Genomic DNA, 21,264 nt, shown 5'->3' on the forward strand with positions numbered 1-21,264 from the left:
CTTTTCGGACGCTGCCGGCCAAGGGCCGGGGCGTCCGTAGTGCGTATAGGGTGGGTTGTGTCGTTCTTCGTTGCTTAACGCTCGGATATTTCATGCTTGGAAATTTGAAAGTTCGCACTTGTATCATTCTGGTGCTGTTGCTCTTCACGGGCGCCATGTTCATTTCGAACGGGGTGGCGTGGATGGGGTTGAACTCCGGCAGCGACAAGCTGGCACAGGTCAACGAAGCCTATGCCAACCAGGCGACGCAACTGCAGCGCGCCTACAGCACGTTCCTGCGCGGACGCCTGCTGCTTGCCAATTCGCTGATGGACATGCAGCAGGGCAAGACCGAACAGTCGACCTCGCAGGCCCAACGCGCCGACGGCCTCATGGCCGATGGTTTGAAGTTGTTCGACGCCTTCCGCAAGGCGCCGCGCATGGCGGGGTCCGAAGAGATCGTGGCCAAGCTGGACGCCGCCTACAAGCAGTTCGATGACGTCTACCGCCGCCAGGCCGCCGCGCTGAAGAATCTGGCCATTCAAGACTACCTGGACCTGAACGACGCCGGCGCCGCCGCGAACACCGCGTTCCGCGAGGCCGTGAACAACGTGCTGCAGTTCACGGACACGCGCACCGACGAGCTCATCGCGCAGGCAGAGACGGATCACAACATTTCCCGCACCGTGACCCTCGTGATGCTGGCCATCGCCCTGGTTCTGGCGCTGGGCTGCTGGATTTTCATCAATCGCACCGTCCTGCGTCCGCTGCATGAAGCCGGCGACCACTTCGAGAAGATCTCGGCTGGTGATTTCACAGGCCGCATCGAAGTGCGCAGCACCAACGAAATCGGTCACCTGTTCGGCGCCATCAAGCGCATGCAGGAAAGCCTGACGCGCACCGTGGCCTCGGTGCGCCGCGGTGTCGAAGAGATCAACCTGGGCGCGCGCGAAATCTCCGCGGGCAACACCGACCTGTCCAGCCGCACGGAGCAGCAGGCCGCTTCGCTGGAAGAGACCGCCGCCTCGATGGAAGAGCTGGCCTCGACCGTCAAGCAGAACGCGGACAATGCCCGCCAGGCCAACCAGCTGGCCGCCAGTGCCTCTGACGTGGCCGAGCGCGGCGGTTCGGCGGTGTCGGAAGTGGTCAACACGATGCAGGAGATCTCCGCCAGTTCGCGCAAGATCTCGGAGATCGTGTCGGTCATCGACGGCATTGCGTTCCAGACCAACATCCTGGCGCTGAACGCGGCGGTGGAAGCTGCCCGCGCGGGTGAGCAGGGCAAGGGCTTTGCGGTGGTGGCGGGCGAAGTGCGCTCGCTGGCCCAGCGCAGTGCGCAGGCCGCCAAGGAAATCAAGGGCCTGATCGAAGACTCCGTGACCAAGGTGGGCGCCGGTTCGCAGCAGGTCGAACGCGCCGGTTCCACGATGCAGGAAATCGTGGCGTCGGTGAAGCGCGTGACGGACATCATGGGCGAGATCTCGGCAGCGTCCGAAGAACAGTCCAGCGGCATCGACCAGGTGAACCGCGCGGTGTCGCAGATGGATGAAGTGACGCAGCAGAACGCGGCGCTGGTGGAAGAGGCCGCGGCCGCCGCCGGCTCGCTGCAGGAACAGGCCCAGCGCCTGGCCGAAGCCGTGTCCGTGTTCAAGATCAACGCCGGCGAAGTGATCGAAGTGCCCGCGCGCCAGTTGGCGCAGCAACGCAGCGCGCCGCTGATGGCCGCGCCTAAGCCCGCACAGGAAGAACCCGCCAAGCCGGCCGCGCAGCCCGAGCCCGCGCCTACGCCTAAGGCCGCGCCGGCACCGCGTTTGACGCAAGTGGCCCGGCCCAAGCCGGCGGGCGCGACCGCCGCGCGCCCGATGCGCCGGCCGGCAGCGCGCGCCGCGGACGCCGCAGACGCGCCGGCAGCCGCGCCCAAGCCCGCCACGCGCCGTCCGCCACCCTCGGACGACGATTGGGAATCTTTCTGACGGTTGTTGTGGGCGTCAGTGCATTGAACAGGCAGTAGAGGAAAACCCCTTTTACGGCCCGGCGGCCACGAAAGCGCCGCCGGGACGGCTACCGGAACTACGGAAATGTTTAGCAATCTGAAGGTGCGCACCGGATTGATGCTGGCCCAGTTGGCAGTTGCCCTGGCCGCGCTCGTTGCCATTGTCCTGGGTTGGAACAGCATGCAGTCCAATACCCGGGCGATAGACGCCTTGGATTCTCTGAGCGTGCAGCAGAGCAATCTGATCAAGGATTCGTACACCCAGATGCTGCGCGCGACCGTGCGCGCCGACATTGCCGCCGCGCAACGCGCCGCGGGCGATACGAGCGGCGCTGCCGAGAACTCGCGCATCGTCCAGCAGTTGATCGCGGACTCCAAGAAGAAGATGGAGACCTTCAAGGCGATTCCGAAGACCACCGACGTCGGCCGCGCGTCGGAAGGCCAGCTGCTTTCCGCGTTCAACGGCTTTGCCGAGTCGCTGGAAAGCATGATGGCCGCCCTGGACAAGGGCGATGCCGCGACCTATCTGTCGCTCAAGAACACCAAGGCGGGCGCCGCCAGCGGCGCGTTCTTCAAGCAGCTCACCGACTTCTCCGCCAACATCAACAAATACAGCCAAGAGATGTTGCAGACGTCGCGCGCGCATGCGTCGACGATGACCTACGTGTATATCGGCCTGGCGCTGCTGATTCTGGCCGTGTCGCTGGGCGCGTTCCTCTTCATGAACCGCGTCGTGCTGCGTCCGCTGCGCGCCGTGGGCGAGAGCTTTGACAAGATCGCCGCCGGCGACCTGACCGTGCGGGTGGACGTCAATTCCACGAACGAGGTCGGCGCGTTGATGGCGGCAGTCAAGCGCATGCAGGAAAGCCTGGCGCGGACGGTGTCCGCGGTGCGCCGCGGCGTGGACGAGATCAACGTCGGCTCGCGCGAGATTTCCGCGGGCAACACGGATCTGTCCAGCCGCACGGAAGAGCAGGCGGCCTCCCTGGAAGAGACCGCTGCGTCGATGGAGCAGCTGGCTTCGACCGTCAAGCAGAATGCCGACAACGCCCGTCAGGCCAACCAGCTGGCGGCCAGCGCATCGGACGTGGCCGAGCGCGGCGGTTCGGCGGTGGCGGAAGTGGTCAGCACGATGGAAGGCATTTCGGCCAGTTCGCGCAAGATCTCGGAAATTGTGTCCGTCATCGACGGCATCGCGTTCCAGACCAACATCCTGGCGCTGAACGCCGCCGTGGAAGCGGCCCGCGCGGGTGAGCAGGGCAAGGGTTTCGCGGTGGTGGCGGGCGAGGTGCGTTCGCTGGCGCAGCGCAGCGCCCAGGCGGCCAAGGAAATCAAGGGCCTGATCGAGGACTCGGTTTCAAAGGTCGGCGCCGGGTCGCAGCAGGTCGAACGCGCCGGCGCGACGATGCAGGAGATTGTGGCCTCGGTGAAGCGCGTGACGGACATCATGGGCGAGATCTCGGCGGCGTCCGAAGAGCAGTCCAGCGGCATCGACCAGGTGAACCGTGCGGTTTCGCAGATGGACGAAGTGACGCAGCAGAACGCGGCGCTGGTGGAAGAGGCCGCGGCCGCCGCCGGTTCGTTGCAGGATCAGGCCCAGCGTCTGGCCGAAGCGGTGGCGGTGTTCAAGATCAATGCGGGCGAAGTCATCGAAGTGCCGGCGCGCCAGTTGGCCCAACAGCATCGGCCGGCCGCCCGCGTGGCGGCGCCGGAGGCTGCCGGGGCACCCGCGCGGGCGGCCGAGCCTGCGCCGGCGCCCGCCGCGCCGGCAGCCAGGCCCGCCGCGGTGCGGCTGGCGCACAGCACGGCCACCAAGTCCGAGCCGGCCGCAGGCGCCTCGGCCGCGCGGCCGCCGCGCAGACCGGCGGCGACGCGCTCCGCGCCCGCCGCGAAGACCGACCCGAAGCCCGCATCCGCACCGGCCGCAAGCCGGCGGCAGGCGCCTTCGGACGACGATTGGGAATCTTTCTGACGCCGGGTAGACCGGCAAATAGGCAGGGTATGCGAGGTTATCTACATCTTCTGGCAGCGGCCGCGATTGCGGCCTTTGTCGCGGGTTGCGCGGCAACGGGTCATAACTTCGATCCGAGCAAGCTGTCGACCCTGACGCCCGGTCAGACGACGGTGGAAGAGGCCGCGCGCGCGCTGACCGCTCCGCCTGCCCAACAGTTCAAACAGAGCGACGGCACGGTGCTGATGCTCTGGTCCCACAAAATCACCTTTGTCGCCGACGGCCTGTACAGCCGCAAGGAAGCGCTGCTGCAGTTCGGCCCCGATGGCCGGCTGATGCGGCTCGTCGACAGCACCAATATTCTGCTGGAACCCTGGGAACGCCAGAAATTGTTGGGACCGGCCCCTGCGCCTGAGATCACTCAGGACTGGGCCCAACCGGCCGTGGCTCCCGAGGTGCAAACCATCTACATTCCGGGTCCGGGAGAACCGGCCGGTCTGGCGCCGCAGGGCAAATAGCCCCGCAGTCCAGCAGAAGACATCGGGCCCCAAGCCCGATGTTCGTCGCCCTGAGTGCAAGCCCTGTGTAACAGGGCGTGTCCCACGGGTGGTTTTTCATTTGGTCAGAGCAGTTCCTGAGGGATGGGGAAATAAATGGAAGCGAGTCTCGAATCCGGCGCAAAGGCCGGCAAGGCGGGCAAGAAAAAAGCCGCGCGCGCACCCAAGGTCAAGCGCAAACTGAGGCTGCGCGATGCGCGCGTCGGCACGATGCTGCTGTGGGTGATGGCGTTTTTCGCGCTGCTGATCGCAGCGGTGGGGGGCTTGGCCGCCTACTTCCTGCAAAGCAACTATGAATCGATCCGAGAGGTCAATGCGCTGACCGAGCGCGCCAAGCAGGTCGAGATCATCAACAGCGACATGCTGCGTGCACGCGTGAGCCTGATGGTGGCCGCCCGCCACTTGCAGGAGTCCGGCTGGGGCAGCGGCGAGAATTCGGCGCGTGACGCGGCCGCCGCGCTCAAGGGCGCGACCGACCTCCTGACCGGCGTGCGCAGCCGCTTTGCCGATTTCCAGAAGAACATGCTCGAGGACGACACCGGCCGCCAGCTGTCGATGAACCTGGTGCGCCGCTATCGCTCGTACATCGACGACGGCGTGGACACGATGGTCGAAGCCCTGCGCAGCGAAGACTATTCGACGTTCTACATGGTGAACAACGAATACGGCACGCCGCGCAGCGCCGCCTTCATCGAGGCGATCGCCCAATTCGACAAGTACATCGCCGATCAGCAGCGCGAGACCATTGAGCAGGCTGAAGCGAACTTCAAGCTGGCCATGATCGCCGTGGGTGTCGCCGTGGTGCTGGCGCTGCTCTTGATGGTGCTTGCCCGCATCCTGTTCGGCCGCCTGGTCGTGCGCCCCTTGGTCGAGGCCGGCCAGCACTTTGACAAGATCGCCGCCGGCGACCTGACGGGCCGTGTGGAAGTGCGTTCGCACAACGAAATCGGCCAGCTGTTCGCCGCCCTCAAGCGCATGCAGGAAAGCCTGACGCGCACGGTGTCGACGGTGCGCCGCGGCGTGGACGAGATCACGGTGGGCTCGCGCGAGATTTCCGCGGGCAACACGGATCTGTCCAGCCGCACGGAAGAGCAGGCCGCTTCGCTGGAAGAGACCGCTGCCTCGATGGAAGAGCTGGCCTCGACCGTGAAGCAGAACGCCGACAACGCGCGCCAAGCCAACCAGCTGGCGGCCAGCGCGTCGGACGTGGCCGAACGCGGCGGTTCCGCCGTGTCGGAAGTGGTCAACACCATGGAAGGCATTTCGGCCAGCTCGCGCAAGATTTCCGAGATTGTGTCGGTCATCGACGGCATCGCGTTCCAGACCAACATCCTGGCGCTGAACGCCGCGGTCGAAGCCGCGCGTGCCGGTGAACAAGGCAAGGGCTTTGCGGTGGTGGCGGGCGAAGTGCGCTCGCTGGCGCAGCGCAGCGCCCAGGCCGCCAAGGAAATCAAGGGTCTGATCGAGGACTCGGTCTCCAAGGTGGGCGCCGGTTCGCAGCAGGTGCAACGCGCCGGCGCGACCATGCAGGAAATCGTGGCGTCGGTGAAGCGCGTGACGGACATCATGGGCGAGATCTCGGCGGCGTCCGAGGAACAGTCCAGCGGCATCGACCAGGTCAACCGCGCGGTGTCGCAGATGGACGAAGTGACGCAGCAGAACGCGGCGCTGGTGGAAGAGGCCGCGGCCGCCGCCGGATCGCTGCAGGAGCAGGCCCAGCGCCTGGCCGAAGCGGTGGCCGTGTTCAAGATCAACGCGGGCGAAGTCATTGAAGTGCCTGCGCATCAGCTCGGCGGTTATGCCGCGCCGTCGCTGAACTGATCGTTGTTGTTCCGGGCCGCGCCCGATCCCGCAAATGTGGGATCGGGCGCGGCTTTTTTACGTCCGTACTGCTCGGATCCGGCAGGAATCGCCTGTCATATTTCCAGCGGTTATAAGGGCGTTGATCGCGGTCATAAGCACGTTAAGTTTTCTGCTTTATGACCGTAAACATTGGCAACGCCTGATGCGTCAGGCCGAAAACACAGGGATCGATGGTGACCGGGGGATCGGGCGCCAGACGAAGCCGGCGGGAGTGCACCGTTGCCTCGCATCGCGTCCGTTGCATGCCGCTCAATCTGCTGTCGTATATGTTGTAAACCCGGAGACAAGCCGTGCGCGTCAACCTACCCGTCACCAATGTGGAAACCAAGCTGCGCGAGGATCAATACCTGATCTCGCGCACGGATACCAAGGGCCGCATCGTCTATGCCAACCCTGCGTTCGTCGATGTCAGCGGCTTCACGCGCGACGAACTCATCGGCAAGCCGCACAACATCGTGCGCCATCCCGACATGCCCCCGGAGGCCTACGCGGATCTTTGGGAGACCCTGGAGGCCGGCGAGTCCTGGCTGGGGGTCGTCAAGAACCGCCGCAAGGATGGCGGCTTTTACTGGGTGCTGGCCAACGCCACGCCCATTGTCGAGAACGGCGAGGTCGTGGCTTATTCGTCGGTGCGCGTGCGTCCGTCGGAAGAGCAGGTCGAGATGGCCGAGGAACTCTATGCGCGCATGCGCGAGGGCACGGCCAAGGGCGTGCGCATCCTGCGTGGCCGTCCCGTGCGCGCCGGCTGGCGCCGCGGGCTGGACGTGCTGGCCTTTCCGTTCCGGTCCGGCGTGCGCAACCGCATGCTGCGCCACGCCACGCTGTCGGCCGGCTTTGTCGCCGCGGCGGGCGCTTATGGGCTGCACGCCAATTGGGACAGCCTGTCGCCGTGGGGCGCGGGGCTGGGCTGCGGCGCGATAGCGCTGGCCGTTGCCGCCATCTACGGCATGGGCTGGAGCCTGTCGCGTTCGCTCCTGGATCCGATGCTGGACGCTGCCAACATGGCGCGCCAGGTCGCGGCTGGCAATCTCACGACGCAGATCGTGCCCGAGTCGGATGACGAGGTGGGCAGCCTGAAGTTTTCGCTGGAAGTGATGCGCAAGAGCCTGATCGGCATCGCGCACGATGTGTACCGCGGCATCGAAGGCACGACGCACGCCGCCGTGCACATTGCCCGCGGCAACCAGGAACTGGCCGGCCGTACTCAGGGGCAGGCGGCGTCGTTGCAGCAGACGGCCGCCAGCATGCAGCAACTGACCTCGACCGTGCGTCAGAACGCCGACAACGCGCGGCAGGCGAACGACCTGGCCGCCAGCAGCATGGACGTCGCGCGGCGCGGCGGCGTGGCCGTGGGGCAGGTGGTCAACACCATGCACGGCATTTCAGACAGCTCGCGCAAGATCGCCGACATCGTCAGCATCATCGAAGGCATCGCCTTCCAGACCAACATCCTGGCGCTGAATGCGGCGGTGGAAGCGGCCCGGGCCGGCGAATCCGGCAAGGGCTTTGCGGTGGTGGCGGGCGAGGTGCGCAGCCTGGCGCAAAAGAGCGCGCAGGCGGCCAAGGAAGTGAAGTCGCTGATCGAAGATTCGGTCGATCGCGTGACGGAAGGCTCGGCACAGGCCGAACAGGCTGGCGCGACGATGCAGGAGATCGTGGACGCCGTGCACCGCGTCACGGCCATCATCAGCGAGATCTCGCGCGCCTCGCAGGAACAGTCGACCGGCATCGAGCAGGTGGACACCGCGGTCTCGCAGATGGACGTGATGACCGAGCAGAACACGGCGCTCGTGCAGGAGCTGGGCGGCGCGGTGACGCAGTTGGGCAATCAGTCGGGCGCGCTGCGCGAGACCATCCGCGTCTTCCGCGTGGTGGGCCAGCACTGAGCGGCTGGCGGCAGGGCCGCTCGCCGGCCCCGCTAGCGTCCCGCCAGGGCGTCCACGACGCGGCTCATCGCGGTCAGGCCCGATTCGAAGAGCGATTCCAGGAACGGGCCGGCGTGAGGCAGCACGATGGTCAACACCGTCACGCCGATGATGAGCGTGACGGGAAAGCCCACCGAGAACACGGAAAGCTGCTGGGCGGCGCGGTTCAGGATGCCCATCGCCAGGTTGATGGTGAGCAGCGCGCAGATCAGCGGCAGCGCCAGCAGCAGGCCCGACACGAACACGGTCTTGCCCCATTCGACGACCGTGCCCCAGCCATTCTGGTGCAGCTGGATCGTGGCAATCGGCAAGGTGTCGAAGGACCGCACCAGGGCCGCCAGGACGAGAAGGTGGCCGTCCAGCGCCAGGAAGGTCAGCATCGCGACGATGTTGAACAGGCGCGACAGCACGGCGGTGTTGGCGCCCGAGCTGGGATCGAAGAACGACGCGAACGACAGACCCATCTGCAGTCCGACGAATTCCCCCGCGGTCTGCACCGCCGCGAACACGATGCGCATCGTAAAGCCCATGGCGATGCCGATCAGCACCTGCTGCATCACCATCCACAGGCCCGCGTACGATCCGGGCGCCACCGGCGGCATGGCATCGAGCGCGGGCCCGATCGCCACGGCCAGCACGAAAGCCAGGCCAATCTTGACCTTGACGGGAATGAGCGATTCGGAGAACAGGGGCGCGGTGGCCACGAGCGCCAGGATACGCACGAACGGCCAGAGAAACTGGCCGACCCAGCCGTTGAGCTGCTCGAGCGTGAAAGAGAACATGGCGTGGCAACCCGTGTCCGGCGGCGGGCGCCGCTCAGGACACCAGCATGGGGATCTGGCCGATGAGCTGCCGGATGTAGTCGACCATGACGCCGATCAGCCACGGGCCCAGCAGCACCAGCACGCCGCACATGGCCAGCAGCTTCGGAATGAACGACAGCGTCATTTCGTTGATCTGCGTGGCGGCCTGGAAAATGCTGATGACCAGACCCACCACCAGCGTGACGAGGAGCAGGGGACCGGCCATTGCCAGGACGACCTTCATCGCCTGGTAGGTCATGGTCATGACGGTTTCGGCAGTCATGGCGATCTCCTTGCGGCGTTACTGGTAGAAGCTCTGGGCAAGCGAGCCCATGAGCAGGTTCCAGCCGTCGGCCAGCACGAACAGCATCAGCTTGAACGGCAGCGCCACGGTGACGGGGGGCACCATCATCATGCCCAGCGCCATCAGGACGCTGGCAACCACCAGGTCGATGATGAGGAAGGGAATGAAGATCGTGAACCCGATCTGGAAGGCGGTTTTCAGTTCGCTGGTGATGAAGGCCGGGACCAGGATGCGCATCGGCACCTGCGAGGGGTCTTCCAGCGCCGGCTGTTTGGCCAGGTTGGCGAACAGCGACAGGTCGTTCTCGCGCGTCTGGTGCAGCATGAACGTGCGCAGGGGACCCGCGGCGCGTTCGACCGCGGCCTCGAACTGGATCGACCCTTCGGACAGGGGCTTGTAGGCGTCGGTGTAGATCTTGTCGAACACCGGCGACATCGTATAGAAGGTCAGGAACAGCGCCAGGCCGATCAGCACGTGGTTGGGCGGCGACATGGCGGTGCCCATTGCGCTGCGCAGCAGGCCCAGCACGATGATGATGCGCGTGAAGCCCGTCATCATCAGCAGCGCCGCCGGCAGGAAGGACAGCGACGTCATCAGCAGCATGGTCTGCATGCTGAGCGAGTACGTCTGCGAGCCGTCCGCGCCCGGCGTGGCCGTCAGCGCGGGCAGCGTGGCCTGGGCCACGACGCCGGCCGGGAAGAAGGCCAGGCCCAGCACCGCGGCGGCGGCCAGCATGGGCAGCGCGCGCTGGCCGGCGCGTGCGAATGTCGTGCGGGTAGGCAAACTCATGGGTATCGCTTGATTCGCGCCGGGGCGTTGTGCCTTAGCGGCGCTTGAGTGCCTGGCCCAGCTTGGCCGCAAAGGCGGCCGTGGGCAAAGGCGAACCCTCCGGCAACTGGCCGGCGGGCAGGGTATGCAGGGTGGTGAGCTGGTTCGGGCCAACGCCCACCACCAGCCAGGTGTCTTCGATCTCGACGACGACGACGCTTTGGCGCGGACCGACCGGCAGGCTGGCAACCTGGCGCAGCAGATTGCCGCCGCCGCGTTGCACCAGTCCGGCGCGCTTGGCTAGCCACGCCGAGACCAGGATGGCGGCCACCACCAGCACGAGGCCGACGATGACGCGCAGCAGAGCAGGTTCGGTCATGGCGCCAGGGTTCAACGACGGTTGTTCAAGCGGTTGATCCGCTCGGACGGGGTGATGATATCGGTCAGGCGGATGCCGTACTTTTCTTCGACGACCACGACTTCGCCCTGGGCGATCAGGTAGCCGTTGACGAAGATGTCCATCGGCTCGCCGGCCAGGCCGTCGAGTTCGACCACGGAGCCCTGGCCCAGCTGGAGCAGGTTCTTGATGGTCAGGCGGGTGCGGCCCAGCTCGACCGTCAACTGAACGGGAACGTCCATGATGAGGTCGATGTCGGTGCCTTGGCCGGACGTGGCGCCAGCCAGCGGCTTGAACACCGATTGCGCCGCGGATTGCGCGGGCGCAGCGGGTGCGGCGGCCGGGACCGGGGCGGCGGGCGCGGGGGCAGCCGCCGCCGGCGTGGCGGCCTGTTCCGCCATCGCGGCGGCCCAGTCGTCCTGCGGCTTCAGACCGTCGGCTTGCGTGGGCGGGTTGGCGCGGGATTGTTCGGCGAGCGCGTCGGCCCAGTCGTCGGCCGGGGACGAGCCAGTGCCGGGCTCGTTCTTGTCAGTCATGGTCAGAGGCCTCGTTGGGTTCTGTATCGTGGGTAAACAGGTTTTGTACGCGCAGGGCGTATTGGCCGTTGAAGACGCCGTAGCCGCATTCCATCAGCGGCACGCCGTCGACGTGGGCGATGACGGTTTCGGGCACGTCCACCGGAAGGACGTCGCCGACCTTCAGGCTCATCAGCTCGCGGATCGACGACGGGATGCGGGCAAATTCCGCGACCACGTCGATGTCGGCGCTGCGCACCTGGCGCGACAGCTGCTGCGACCAGCGCTGATCCACTTCCTCGAGCGTCGTTTCCTGCAACGGGCGCGTCAGCAGATCGCGCACCGGCTCGATCATCGAGTAGGGCAGGCAGATGTTCAGGTCGCCGCCGGTCGCGCCGAATTCAATGTGGAACGAGGAGACGACCACCACTTCGTTGTTGCCGGTGATGCTGGCGAACTTGGTGTGCATCTCCGAACGGACGTACTCGAACTCGATCGGATAGACCGGATCCCAGGACTTGCCGTAGCTTTCCAGGGTCAGGTTGAGCAGGCGCCGGATGATGCGCTGTTCGGTGGTGGTGAAGTCCCGGCCCTCGACCCGCGTGTGGTAGCGGCCATCGCCGCCGAACAGGCTGTCGATGACCAGGAACACCAGATTCGGGTCGTAGGTGAAGAGCGCCGTGCCGCGCAGCGGCTTCATCTGAATCATGTTCAGATTGCTGGGAACGGGCAGGTTGCGCTCGAAGTCCGCGTACTTCTGGATCTTGATCGAGCCGACGGTGATGTCGGCGCTGCGGCGCATGAAGTTCAGCAGAACGTTGCGCATGTTGCGCGCAAAGCGTTCGTTGATGAGCTCCAGCGTCTGCATGCGGCGGCGTACGACGCGCTCGGGCGAGCTCAAGTCGTAGGCGCGCGCGCCGGCGTTCTGGCCGTCGGATTCCTTTTTACTATCGCTCTCGCCGGTGACGCCGGCCAGCAGCGCATCGACTTCGTCCTGCGAAAGAAACGCCTCGTAGGCCATGCTTATTGCACCACGAACGCCGTGAACAGCACGTCGGTCACGTACTGGCCGTCAGGCAGGGGCGAGAAGGGACGGTTCACTGCCTGCTTGATGGCCGCGACCATGTCGTTCTTGCCTTGCTGCGTCTGCACGGCGGTGGGCGACTGCGACGACAGCACCATCAGGATGCGGCTACGCACTTCGGGCATGTACTTTTCCAGGCGCGTGCGGGTCTGTTCGTCGCTCACGCGCAGGGTCAGGCCGACGTGCATGATGCGTTCCGTGTCCGCGTTCTGCAGCGTGACCGTGAAGGCTTCGATCGGCACGAAGATGGGCGCGGGCACGGCGATCGGGGTGGCGGACGGCGCGACGAAGGTCGTCGGCGTGGCCTGCGGGCCTTGGCCGGGCTGGCCTTGCACGCCGCCGGCCTGACCGGGCTGACCCGGCTGGCCGGGTTGGCCGCCAGGCACCTGGCCCACGCCAAGCTGCACCGGGGCGCCGCCTTGCGGCTGCTGCAGGCGCTGCGTGATGAACCAGGTCGCGCCGGCACTGGCCGCGGCAACCAGCAGCAGCACCAGGATCGCCAGCAGCGGCCGAAGGATGCGGCCAATGCCGCCGGAGGACTTCGCGTCGCGCGCCGGCGCGGGAATGGGTTTGATAGTCGCCATCTGGAGTTCGATGCGTGTTTGCCGCTGGTGAAAACGGATTCTTAGTGGATGAAAGCATTCTGCCCGAATTCACGCCGCCGCTTGGAGGCGAAAAACAGGGCGAAAGCCGCGTATCTCAAGCTATTGCTGCACCGCCCGCATCCGTTGCCGGGCGCGGGCTGCCGGATCATTACGCGAACGTGTCGACCAACGCGTTGGCGTTGCGCGACACCGTCACCGCGGGCTGCGCGGACTCTGCCACGCCGTCCGCGACGACGGCATTGCCGCCTTGCTGACGCTGCGAGCCGCTGCCGTTCTGCTGCGCGAATTCCTGCTGCGCGGCCTGTTCGCCGACGCTGGTCTGGCCCAGCGAGATGCCGGCCTGGGCGAGCGCCTGCTGCAACTGCGGAATCGCCACTTCGATCGCCTGGCGCACGGAGGCGTGCGCCGACACGAACGAGGCGCTGGCCACGCCATCGGCCAGGTTCAGGCTGACGCGCAGCGGGCCCAGGTCCGGGGGATCCAGGCGCAGTTCCGCCGTCTGCATGCCCTGGCGCACGTTGTTGCTCATCATGACCATCTGCTGGCCCAGCTCGGTGCCCCAGTGGGTGGCGCCGACGGGCGTGGCCACTTGCAGCACGACGGGTACGACCGGCTGCGCGAGAGCGGCCTGGTTGACGACCGGCAGGGCCTGCCGCTGGGTGGCGGCGGCAAGGGCGGCGCCAAGCGCCTCGTGCGCCGTGGCGCCATGCTGCGGCGCCTGGAATTGCGGGGTTGTGCCGGCCAGCAGATCGGGCAGATCTTCGTCGGCGACGTGGGGCTGCGGCGCGGGCGCGGCGGGGTCCGCGGGCGTCTCGCGCGCGACGCGCGGCAGCGGCAGGTCGGCAGCCGCCTTGGGCGCTTCGGCCTTGACCGTCGCCTTGGGATCGGCAGGCGCCTGGGCAACGGGCGCGGAACCCGGCTTGACCGCGGCGGTGAGGACCGGCAGCGCGGCCTCGGCGTCGCGGGCGATCTGGGCGGCGGCGTCTTGCGCCTGGCCGGCGGTCGCGGCCACCGGCGTCTGCTGCGCGGCCTGCGGCGCCAACGTGTCGGCGGCATTGAGCGCGGCCGTCAGCACGGCGGCGCCCTGGTTCATGGCGGTGACGGCCGCAGCGGCATTGCCGCGGGCAAGCTGCACCTGTTCGGCGGCCTGGGCCGCGATCTCCAGGGCCTGTTGCGGCAGGTCGGACGGGGCCACGGGCAGCTGCGCCGCGACGGCCAGCGCGCCGGCTTCGGCCTGGGCGGCGGTCTGCACCGCGTCATTGATGGCGCCGGCGGCGGCGCCTTCGGCCGTGGCGGCCGGATCGCTGGGCTTGCCGTCCTTGGACGGCGTCTTGCTGTTGCCGGTCGCGGGGCGGGCGTCGGCGGCCTGGTTGGGCCGCTGCTGCGCCGGACGCTGTTGCGCCAGGACGTCGGAGAAGGCGGGGCCTTTATCTTTCTTGTTCCCGGCAGCCGGTTTGGCGCCGAGCGCGTCGTTGACCGGCGCCGGAGAGGCCGGCGCGATCGAAGGCAAGGGCAGGGGAGCGGTCATCTAAAGCTTCCTGTGAGGTATTGCTTAATGCTGCATGCCGCTGGCCTGGCGCTGGACCAGGCGGGCGGAGTATTCGTCGTTGGCGCGCTGTTCACGGCGCGACTCCACCAGCGCCTGGGCGCGCTGTTCGCGCTGCGCCAGGGCATCGTAGGAGTTGAGCTTGCGTTTTTCCTGCTGCCAATAGAGCTGTCCCTTGGACAGGTTTTCCTCGGCTTGGCGCAGCACGCCCTGCTGCTGGCCGATCGCGTCGTCCAGCGTGCCGATGAAGCGCTGATAGTTGTGGCAGTCGCTGGCGGCCATGCCCGTCGTCATCGCCGTCTGAAGGCGCTCGAGGTAGTCCTGGCGGTAGTCGTGCAGCATGGAAAGCTGGCGTTGCGCATTGCTGCGTTCGGCGGTCAGCCGGCCGAGCAGGCGCGCGGCTTCGTCCGTGCTTTCCTTGGCCAGGTTGATCAGCATGTCCAGAGGCAGTTGGCTAGGCATAAGTGTCCCGTGATTCGAAACTGGCTCGCAATTGATTGACGGCGTCTTCGTACCCGACGTTCTCGCCGATGTCCTGCTGCAGGAAGGCTTCCAGGCGCGGGTAGCGCGCGATGGCGTCGTCCAGCTGCGGGTCGTTGCCGGCGGCGTATGCGCCCACGGCGATGAGGTCGCGGTTGCGCTGGTAACGCGACAGGCTTTGCTTGAAGCGGCGCACGATGGAGAACTGCTGCGGCGTGATGAGCGAGGTCATCGCCCGCGAAATCGACGCTTCGATGTCGATGGCGGGGTAGTGGCCCGATTCGGCCAGGTGGCGCGACAGCACGACGTGGCCGTCCAAGATTGCGCGCGCCGAGTCGGCGATCGGATCCTGTTGATCGTCGCCCTCGGCCAGCACGGTGTAGAACGCCGTGATGGAGCCGGCCTTGCCGGACGGGCCGGGCGCGCCCATGCCCGCGCGTTCCACCAGCGTGGGCAGCTTGGCAAAGACCGACGGCGGATAGCCCTTGGTGGCGGGCGGTTCGCCGATGGCCAGCGCGATTTCCCGTTGCGCCATCGCGTAGCGGGTCAGCGAGTCCATGATCAGCAGCACGTCCAGGCCCTGGTCGCGGAAATGCTCGGCCAGGCGCGTGGCGTAAGCGGCGCCTTGCAGTCGCAGCAGCGCCGACACGTCGGCCGGCGCGGCCACCACGACCGAGCGCGCCAGGCCTTCCGGGCCCAGGTTGTGCTCGATGAATTCCTTGACTTCACGGCCCCGTTCGCCGATCAGGCCGACCACGATCACGTCGGCCTTGGTATAGCGGGCCATCATGCCCAGCAGCACGGATTTACCGACGCCGGAACCGGCGAACAGGCCCATGCGCTGGCCGCGGCCGACCGTGAGCAGGCCATTGATGGCGCGCACGCCGGTGTCCAGCACCGTATCGATGGGCGCGCGCGACAGCGGGTTGATCGGTTGGGCAGACAGGGGCGCCAGTTCGGCGCCGGTCAGCGGACCCAGGCCGTCGAGCGGACGGCCCGCGCCGTCCAGCACGCGGCCAAGCAGGGCGTTGCCGACAGGCAGGTGGCGGCCAAGCTGGGGCTTGGCGTTGCCGTTCAGTTCGGCCTTGCGCGGCAGCGGAATCTGGCGCTGCACGGGCGGTTCGCCAGGCACGACGCGCGCGCCGGGCGGCAGGCCGGAAATATCGGCTTGCGGCATCAGGTACAGCGTGTGACCGTCAAAGCCCACGACTTCGGCGTCGGCCCAATGGTCGTGACCGCGCGCGATCTCGATGCGGGCGGCGGCGCCGACGGGCAGGCGCAGGCCGGTGGCATGCAGCACGAGGCCGGTCGCGCGCGTGATCTTGCCGCTGACCAGCCACGGATCGGTGGACGCCGCACGAATCGAGCCGATCTCAAGCTGCGTTTGCCAGCGGTCGAGCACGGGCGCGGTCGGCTTGGCCGACGCGGAAACGGCCGGGGCGCCCGCGAGGGGCGCGCCAGCCTGGCCGGGTTGCTCGGAGGCCGGATTGCCGTTCACACCGGCTCCTCCCAGGAGGCGTTGCGGCCGAGCGAGGCGGCCACGCGGCGCCAGCGGGTCTGCAAGGTGGCGTCGATGTCGCCGAAAGGCGTCTCGGCGCGGCAGCCGCCACGCAGAATGGATTCATCGGCCAGCACGCGCCAGTGGCCTTCCTTCAATTCGTCGGCCAGGTGCAGGCGGATCAGTTCGATATCGTCCGGATTGGCCCACAGGCGCATCTGGCCGCCGGCCGTCGGATTGATGTGCAGCACGTCGCGCACGGCGTTCACCACCGTTTCGGGCTGTTCGGCGAGGGTGGTGCGCACGACTTGCTGGGCAATGTCCAGGGCCAGCGTCAACAGGCTCTGGCCCATCTTTTCTTCCAGCGCGCCGATCGAGACGGCGCAGGCTTCCACCAGCGCATGCAGGCGCTGCGCTTCGGCGGCGCCCTGTTCGCGGCCCTGGGCCAGGCCTTCGGCTTGGCCGGCTTCGCGGCCGGCGGCAAGACCGGCCTCATAGCCCGCCTGCTGGCCAGCTTCGAACCCGGCGGCATGACCGCGCGTGACGCCTTCCTCGTGGCCTTCCGCAATCGCTTGGGCGCGCAACTGCGCCATCACCACGGCGGGATCGGGGCCCGGGTCGGGTTCCGGCTCGGGTTCGACTTCGACGGGCGCCGGCTCGTCGAACGACAGCATCTGCCAGCGCCGCCAGGCGGCGCTGCGCGAGATGAGCGTCGCCGCGCCGTTGTCCGCTTCAGACATACGCGTCGTCTCCGGAGTTGCCCAACACGATCTGGCCGCTTTCCGCCAGGCGGCGGGCGATCTGCAGGATCTTCTTCTGTTCGGTCTCGACCTTCGACATGCGGATCGGGCCCTGGGCTTCCAGGTCCTCGCGCAGCATTTCGGCCGCACGGCTGGACATGTTGCGCAGGAACTTGGCGCGCAGCTCTTCCTGGGCGCCCTTGAGCGCCACCATGAGCGTGTCGTTGTCGATTTCCTTGAGGATGAGCTGGATCGCGCGGTCCTCGACGTCGAGCAGGTTGTCGAAGACGAACATCTCGTCGATGATCTTCTGCGCCAGGTCGTTGTCGCGTTCGCGCAGGCTGGCGACCACGGTCTCTTCCTGCGTCGAGTTCATCATGTTCAGGATCTCGGCCGCGGTGCGCACGCCGCCCATCTTGCTGCGCTTGGCGCCCTGGCCGGCCAGCACGGAGTTCAGCACTTCGGTCAGCTCGGACAGCGCGGCCGGCTGCACGCCGCCGAAGGTGGCGATGCGCAGCATGACGTCGTTGCGCAGGCGGTCGGTCAACAGCGCCAGCACGCCCGCGGCGCGGTCGCGCTCCAGGTGCACCAGGATGGTCGCGATGATCTGCGGGTGCTCGTCGCCGATCAGCTCGGCCACGGTGTTCGGATCCAGCCAGTTCAGCGCGTCGATGCCGCTGCCGCCGTCGCCGGCTTCCAGGATGTCCTCGATCAGGCCAGCTGCGCGGTCGCTGCCCAGCGCCTTGGTCAGGACGCTGCGGATGTAGTCGTCCGAGCCCAGCGTCACGGCCATGAACTGGTCGGCTTCCTGGCGGAACTCTTCCAGCACGACGGCGACGTCGTTGCGCGTGACCTGCTTGAGGCTCGCCATCGCGGCGCCGACCTGCTGCACTTCACGGGCGCTCAGGTACTTGAACACTTCGGCCGCGGCGTCTTCGCCCAGCGACATCATCAGGACGGCGCTGCGCGTCATGCCGTCCATCGGCAGGGAATCATTTTTCATCTTTGGTCATCCAGGTGCGCAGGACCATCGCGACGGCGCGCGGATCCTTGTTGGCCATGGTGCGAGCGCGTTCGAGGTTGTCCTGATAGCGATCGGTTTCCTTGGCGCGGGCCAGGTCCTGGGCCTCGCGGGCGGCTTCGGCGCGCTCGGCTTCGGCCTGCTCCGGATCCACCGGCGGGTACAGGTACTCGGTGACCGAGCGGCGAATCTTGCGGTACAGCCACAGGGCCAGGACGCCACCGACCAGCCAGAGCAGGATCGTCTTGAACAGCGCGATCATTTCCGGATCACGCCACATCGGCAGCGGCGGCGGGCCATCGTTGAACTGGCTGTTGACCAGGTTCAGCGAGTCGCCACGGCCTTCGGAATAGCCCATTGCCTCGCGCACCAGGTTGGTGAGCTTGTTCAGTTCCTCGGGCGGCAAGGCTTGCAGTTCGCCGTCCTTGTCGCGCACGTAGTTCACGACCACGGCCACCGACATGCGCTTGAGGTTGCCCACGGGCTGCTTGATGTGGCTGATGGTGCGGTCGACTTCGTAGTTCGTCGTCGCGTCGCGGCGTTCGTTCAGGTTGCCGGCGGGGGCCTGCGTGCCGGTCTGCTGCTGTTGTTGCTGCTGCTGCGCGTTGGCCGCCTGCGGAGGCTGGCCGGGGCGGGGCGGCTGTTGCTGCGGGGGATTGGTGATGGGCGCCTGCGCGTTGGCGGGCGCCTGGTTCGACAGCGCGCCGGGCACGCCTTGGGCCGGGCCGACGCCACGCTGGGTGGAATCGCTGGTCTGCTGGCTGCGCACGGCGGCCTGGCCAGGTTCCTGGTTCGGACGGTAGACCTCGGACGTTTCCTCGCGGCGCGAGAAGTCGACGTCGGCGGTGGCCTGGGCGTGCACGTTGCCGGGGCCGACCAGGGGATTCAGGATGGTGAGGATGCGCTCGACGGTGCGCTGCTCGATCTCGCGCACGAAGCGAAGCTGGTCGGCGTCCATGCCGCGGCCTTCGCCCAGCGGGGCGGACAGCAGGCGGCCGTTCTGGTCGACGATGGACACGCTTTCGGCGGTCAGTTCCGGCACGCTGGAAGCCACCAGCCAGGAGATCGCGGACACCTGCGCATCGCTCAGGCTGCGGCCCGGGTACAGGTTCAGCAGCACGGAGGCGGTGGGCGCCTGGCGCTCGCGCACGAACAGCGACTGGCGCGGCATGGCCAGGTGGACGCGGGCGCGCTGCACGGTGTTCATGGCTTCGATCGAACGGGCCAGCTCGCCCTCCAGACCGCGCTGGTAGTTGATCTGCTCCGCAAACTGGCTGGCGCCGAAACGGGCGTTGTCCATCAGCTCGAAGCCGACGGAGCCGCCGCGCGGCAGGCCTTGCGAGGCCAGCTGCAGCCGGGCGTCATAGACGCGGTCGGCGGGCACCAGCAGCGCGGTGCCGTTTTCGTTGTAGCGGTAGGGCACGTTCATCGTGCCCAGGGCCGTCACGATGGCGCCGCCGTCACGGTCGTCCAGGTTCGAGAACAGGACCTTGTACTTCGGTTCGCTGCTCCACATGGCCACGGCGACGATCACCGCGACAAGGGCCGCGGCGGCGCCGAGCAGGACGGGCTTGGGAAGCGCGCGGACCCGTTCCAGCACGGGGAACTTGGCCAGAAGCGACGAGCTCAGGGTAGCCTGCTGATTCATTGACGGCTCCCGCTAGCTTCGCGGAGCAGGGAAAATGACTTCATGTCTGGGTAGGGCCGATTACACATGCAACGTGCTTCTGGTCTGGGGAGAGCGTGGATTATTGCCCCTGAGACACCAATCCCAATCGATGAAAACAGCCGTTTTTTGGCGTTACTTAAGCCCTATGTCGATGGCCAGGCGCAAAGCGGGGCCGCATCCCCTGCGGGGGACGTTCGCATTCGTTGAAATATCGGGTTTTTTGGCGGTTCTTGTCGGCTATGGACCGCCCGAATCGGCGTTACGCTGCGTCTTCAATTTGGCGTAATCCCCACCAGCAAGGAATAGGTAATGGCTGTATCAGGCTTGTCCGGCATCGAAGGCATGCTCCAGCAGATGCGCGCGGTCGTGAGCAAGGCGGAGACGGGTAATCTGTCCGCCGGCGAGGGCGTCGCGCAACCCGACGGTTTTGCCGCGGAACTGCAGCGCTCCATCCGTCGCGTGACCTCCGCCCAGAACGCCGCCAGCAACCAGGCCAAGGCCTTCGAGCTGGGCGCGCCCGACATCTCGCTCAACGACGTCATGATCGACCTGCAGAAGGCCAGCTTGGGCTTTCAGACGGCGGTTCAGGTGCGCAACAAGCTGGTTGCCGCCTACAAGGAAATCTCGTCGATGGCCGTGTAAGGCCGGCAAGCAGTTCAAAGGCCTTCCCCGCGGGGAAGGCCTTTTGCGTTGCAGCGGTGCCATCAGGGGCGCGCCATCAGGGGCACGCCACGAGCCCGCAAGACGCCGTTTCAGTTGCGCTGCGCGCCTTTCTCCAGGCGCCACACCACCTGCTGCAGCCAGTTTTCCTGGCGGGCGTTCAGGTTCATGAAGAGGGCGCCCACATGGCTGACCGGGGGTTCGCCCGTCAGTGACACGTGCTTGGGCGCTTCACCGTCGCTGCCGTCGGCGGCGGCCATCGGCTGGCCCGACACCGGATAGATGTTGCGCACTTCCAGGTCGGCGCTCAGCTTGCCCAGTTCGCCGAAATCCAGCTCCACGTCTTGCATCACCGTGCCGCGCTCGGGCAGTTCGCCCACGGCCAGTCCCACGCGCAGGCCCACGCCGTCCACCGAAATGTCGCGCACGGTGAAAGTCAGCGGCTTGTCCGCCGGCGCCGCTTGCCATGTGGCGAAGCACCGGTTGGCGCTGGCGATCATCGAGGCGCGAAACATCTTGCGCCGCTGGATTCGGGCCAGGCGATCGGGGAAGGGCGACATCAGCGCCGCGCTGCCGTCATCGAAGTGGATGACGTCAGGACGCTGGACGCGAAAGCGGATCTGCACGCCGCCATAGGCGGTGGCGTGGAAGTGGAAGTTCGTGCCGCTCAGGAGGCCCATGCTGTCCGACTGCTCGAAGTCCGCGCCATCGTAGTCGCGCGGGCGCCAGAAGAACTGGCGCGTCTGCTTGTCGGCGCCCAGGATCAGCACGGCAATCTCACGGTCCGCGGCATCGCGCACCAGGATGTGGCTGTCGGGGTGCGTCAGCTCGAAAAGGGCTGAGCGCATGTCTTCCGGCCGGGTCAGCAGGAATTCCGGATCGGCGGCATCCAACACGGTGATCGTC

Annotated in this window: 20 protein-coding genes; 6 read left to right on the forward strand and 14 right to left on the reverse strand. The window is 67.0% G+C overall.

Annotated elements, in window-relative coordinates:
* Nucleotides 1-92: 92 nt before the first annotated feature.
* The 5 genes from LN047_RS11230 to LN047_RS11250 all read left to right on the forward strand — a co-directional run bounded on the left by LN047_RS11230 (nt 93) and on the right by LN047_RS11250 (nt 8,229).
* On the forward strand, nt 93-1,952 hold the full coding sequence (locus LN047_RS11230; protein ID WP_373981778.1) for a methyl-accepting chemotaxis protein: 1,860 nt from the start codon (nt 93-95) through the stop codon (nt 1,950-1,952).
* A 105-nt stretch (nt 1,953-2,057) separates the two neighbouring features.
* The gene (locus LN047_RS11235) at nt 2,058-3,944 is read left to right on the forward strand and encodes a methyl-accepting chemotaxis protein (RefSeq protein WP_373981779.1); all 1,887 of its coding nucleotides are present in this window, start codon (nt 2,058-2,060) and stop codon (nt 3,942-3,944) included.
* Nucleotides 3,945-3,973: 29 nt separating this feature from the next.
* A complete protein-coding gene (locus LN047_RS11240) occupies nt 3,974-4,441 on the forward strand; it encodes a hypothetical protein (RefSeq protein WP_056316644.1) in 468 nt (155 codons plus the stop codon).
* A gap of 135 nt (nt 4,442-4,576) precedes the next feature.
* Nucleotides 4,577-6,301, forward strand: a complete 1,725-nt coding sequence (locus LN047_RS11245) for a methyl-accepting chemotaxis protein (protein WP_373981780.1) — start codon at nt 4,577-4,579, stop codon at nt 6,299-6,301.
* Between the two features lie 332 nt (nt 6,302-6,633).
* Entirely contained in the window at nt 6,634-8,229 is a 1,596-nt protein-coding gene (locus LN047_RS11250; RefSeq protein WP_373981781.1) for a methyl-accepting chemotaxis protein, read from the forward strand.
* Nucleotides 8,230-8,261: 32 nt separating this feature from the next.
* On the opposite strand, the gene fliR is transcribed toward LN047_RS11250, so the two are convergent.
* From fliR to fliF, 13 genes are all read right to left on the reverse strand, one after another.
* Complete coding sequence (gene fliR / locus LN047_RS11255; protein WP_128828151.1) at nt 8,262-9,050, reverse strand: flagellar biosynthetic protein FliR; 789 nt, start codon at nt 9,048-9,050, stop codon at nt 8,262-8,264.
* A 34-nt stretch (nt 9,051-9,084) separates the two neighbouring features.
* On the reverse strand, nt 9,085-9,354 hold the full coding sequence (gene fliQ / locus LN047_RS11260; protein ID WP_056316656.1) for a flagellar biosynthesis protein FliQ: 270 nt from the start codon (nt 9,352-9,354) through the stop codon (nt 9,085-9,087).
* Between the two features lie 18 nt (nt 9,355-9,372).
* Nucleotides 9,373-10,164 carry a flagellar type III secretion system pore protein FliP gene (gene fliP, locus LN047_RS11265; RefSeq protein ID WP_373981782.1) on the reverse strand — a complete coding sequence of 264 codons (792 nt, stop codon included), beginning with the start codon at nt 10,162-10,164 and terminating at the stop codon, nt 9,373-9,375.
* Nucleotides 10,165-10,198: 34 nt separating this feature from the next.
* A complete protein-coding gene (gene fliO / locus LN047_RS11270; protein ID WP_056316659.1) occupies nt 10,199-10,522 on the reverse strand; it encodes a flagellar biosynthetic protein FliO in 324 nt (107 codons plus the stop codon).
* Between the two features lie 11 nt (nt 10,523-10,533).
* On the reverse strand, nt 10,534-11,076 hold the full coding sequence (gene fliN / locus LN047_RS11275) for a flagellar motor switch protein FliN (RefSeq protein ID WP_373981783.1): 543 nt from the start codon (nt 11,074-11,076) through the stop codon (nt 10,534-10,536).
* A complete protein-coding gene (gene fliM, locus LN047_RS11280; protein ID WP_152384178.1) occupies nt 11,069-12,076 on the reverse strand; it encodes a flagellar motor switch protein FliM in 1,008 nt (335 codons plus the stop codon). The genes fliN and fliM overlap by 8 nt, the downstream gene beginning before the upstream one ends.
* A gap of 2 nt (nt 12,077-12,078) precedes the next feature.
* Nucleotides 12,079-12,723, reverse strand: coding sequence for a flagellar basal body-associated protein FliL (gene fliL / locus LN047_RS11285; protein WP_056316670.1), 645 nt, complete (start codon nt 12,721-12,723; stop codon nt 12,079-12,081).
* Between the two features lie 169 nt (nt 12,724-12,892).
* Complete coding sequence (locus LN047_RS11290; protein ID WP_373981784.1) at nt 12,893-14,272, reverse strand: flagellar hook-length control protein FliK; 1,380 nt, start codon at nt 14,270-14,272, stop codon at nt 12,893-12,895.
* A gap of 24 nt (nt 14,273-14,296) precedes the next feature.
* On the reverse strand, nt 14,297-14,752 hold the full coding sequence (fliJ, locus tag LN047_RS11295) for a flagellar export protein FliJ (RefSeq protein ID WP_056316675.1): 456 nt from the start codon (nt 14,750-14,752) through the stop codon (nt 14,297-14,299).
* Nucleotides 14,745-16,172 carry a flagellar protein export ATPase FliI gene (gene fliI, locus LN047_RS11300; protein WP_056318674.1) on the reverse strand — a complete coding sequence of 476 codons (1,428 nt, stop codon included), beginning with the start codon at nt 16,170-16,172 and terminating at the stop codon, nt 14,745-14,747. The genes fliJ and fliI overlap by 8 nt, the downstream gene beginning before the upstream one ends.
* Nucleotides 16,173-16,264: 92 nt before the next feature.
* Nucleotides 16,265-17,008: a flagellar assembly protein FliH gene (gene fliH / locus LN047_RS11305; RefSeq protein WP_373981785.1), complete on the reverse strand. Its 744-nt coding sequence runs from the start codon at nt 17,006-17,008 to the stop codon at nt 16,265-16,267.
* The gene (gene fliG, locus LN047_RS11310; protein ID WP_056316680.1) at nt 17,001-18,011 is read right to left on the reverse strand and encodes a flagellar motor switch protein FliG; all 1,011 of its coding nucleotides are present in this window, start codon (nt 18,009-18,011) and stop codon (nt 17,001-17,003) included. Before fliG ends, fliH begins: the two co-directional genes overlap by 8 nt.
* Nucleotides 18,001-19,677 carry a flagellar basal-body MS-ring/collar protein FliF gene (gene fliF / locus LN047_RS11315; protein WP_373981786.1) on the reverse strand — a complete coding sequence of 559 codons (1,677 nt, stop codon included), beginning with the start codon at nt 19,675-19,677 and terminating at the stop codon, nt 18,001-18,003. The genes fliG and fliF overlap by 11 nt, the downstream gene beginning before the upstream one ends.
* A 330-nt stretch (nt 19,678-20,007) precedes the next feature.
* On the opposite strand from fliF, the gene fliE reads away from it, so the two are divergent.
* A complete protein-coding gene (gene fliE, locus LN047_RS11320; RefSeq protein ID WP_056316686.1) occupies nt 20,008-20,340 on the forward strand; it encodes a flagellar hook-basal body complex protein FliE in 333 nt (110 codons plus the stop codon).
* 110 nt (nt 20,341-20,450) lie between these two features.
* Here fliE and LN047_RS11325 read toward each other — a convergent pair whose 3' ends face one another.
* A complete protein-coding gene (locus tag LN047_RS11325) occupies nt 20,451-21,254 on the reverse strand; it encodes a flagellar brake protein (protein ID WP_373981787.1) in 804 nt (267 codons plus the stop codon).
* Between the last annotated feature and the right edge of the window lie 10 nt (nt 21,255-21,264).

Origin of the sequence: Achromobacter sp. JD417, assembly GCF_041879325.1 — a bacterium.
Classification (GTDB): Bacteria; Pseudomonadota; Gammaproteobacteria; order Burkholderiales; family Burkholderiaceae_B; genus Achromobacter; species Achromobacter mucicolens.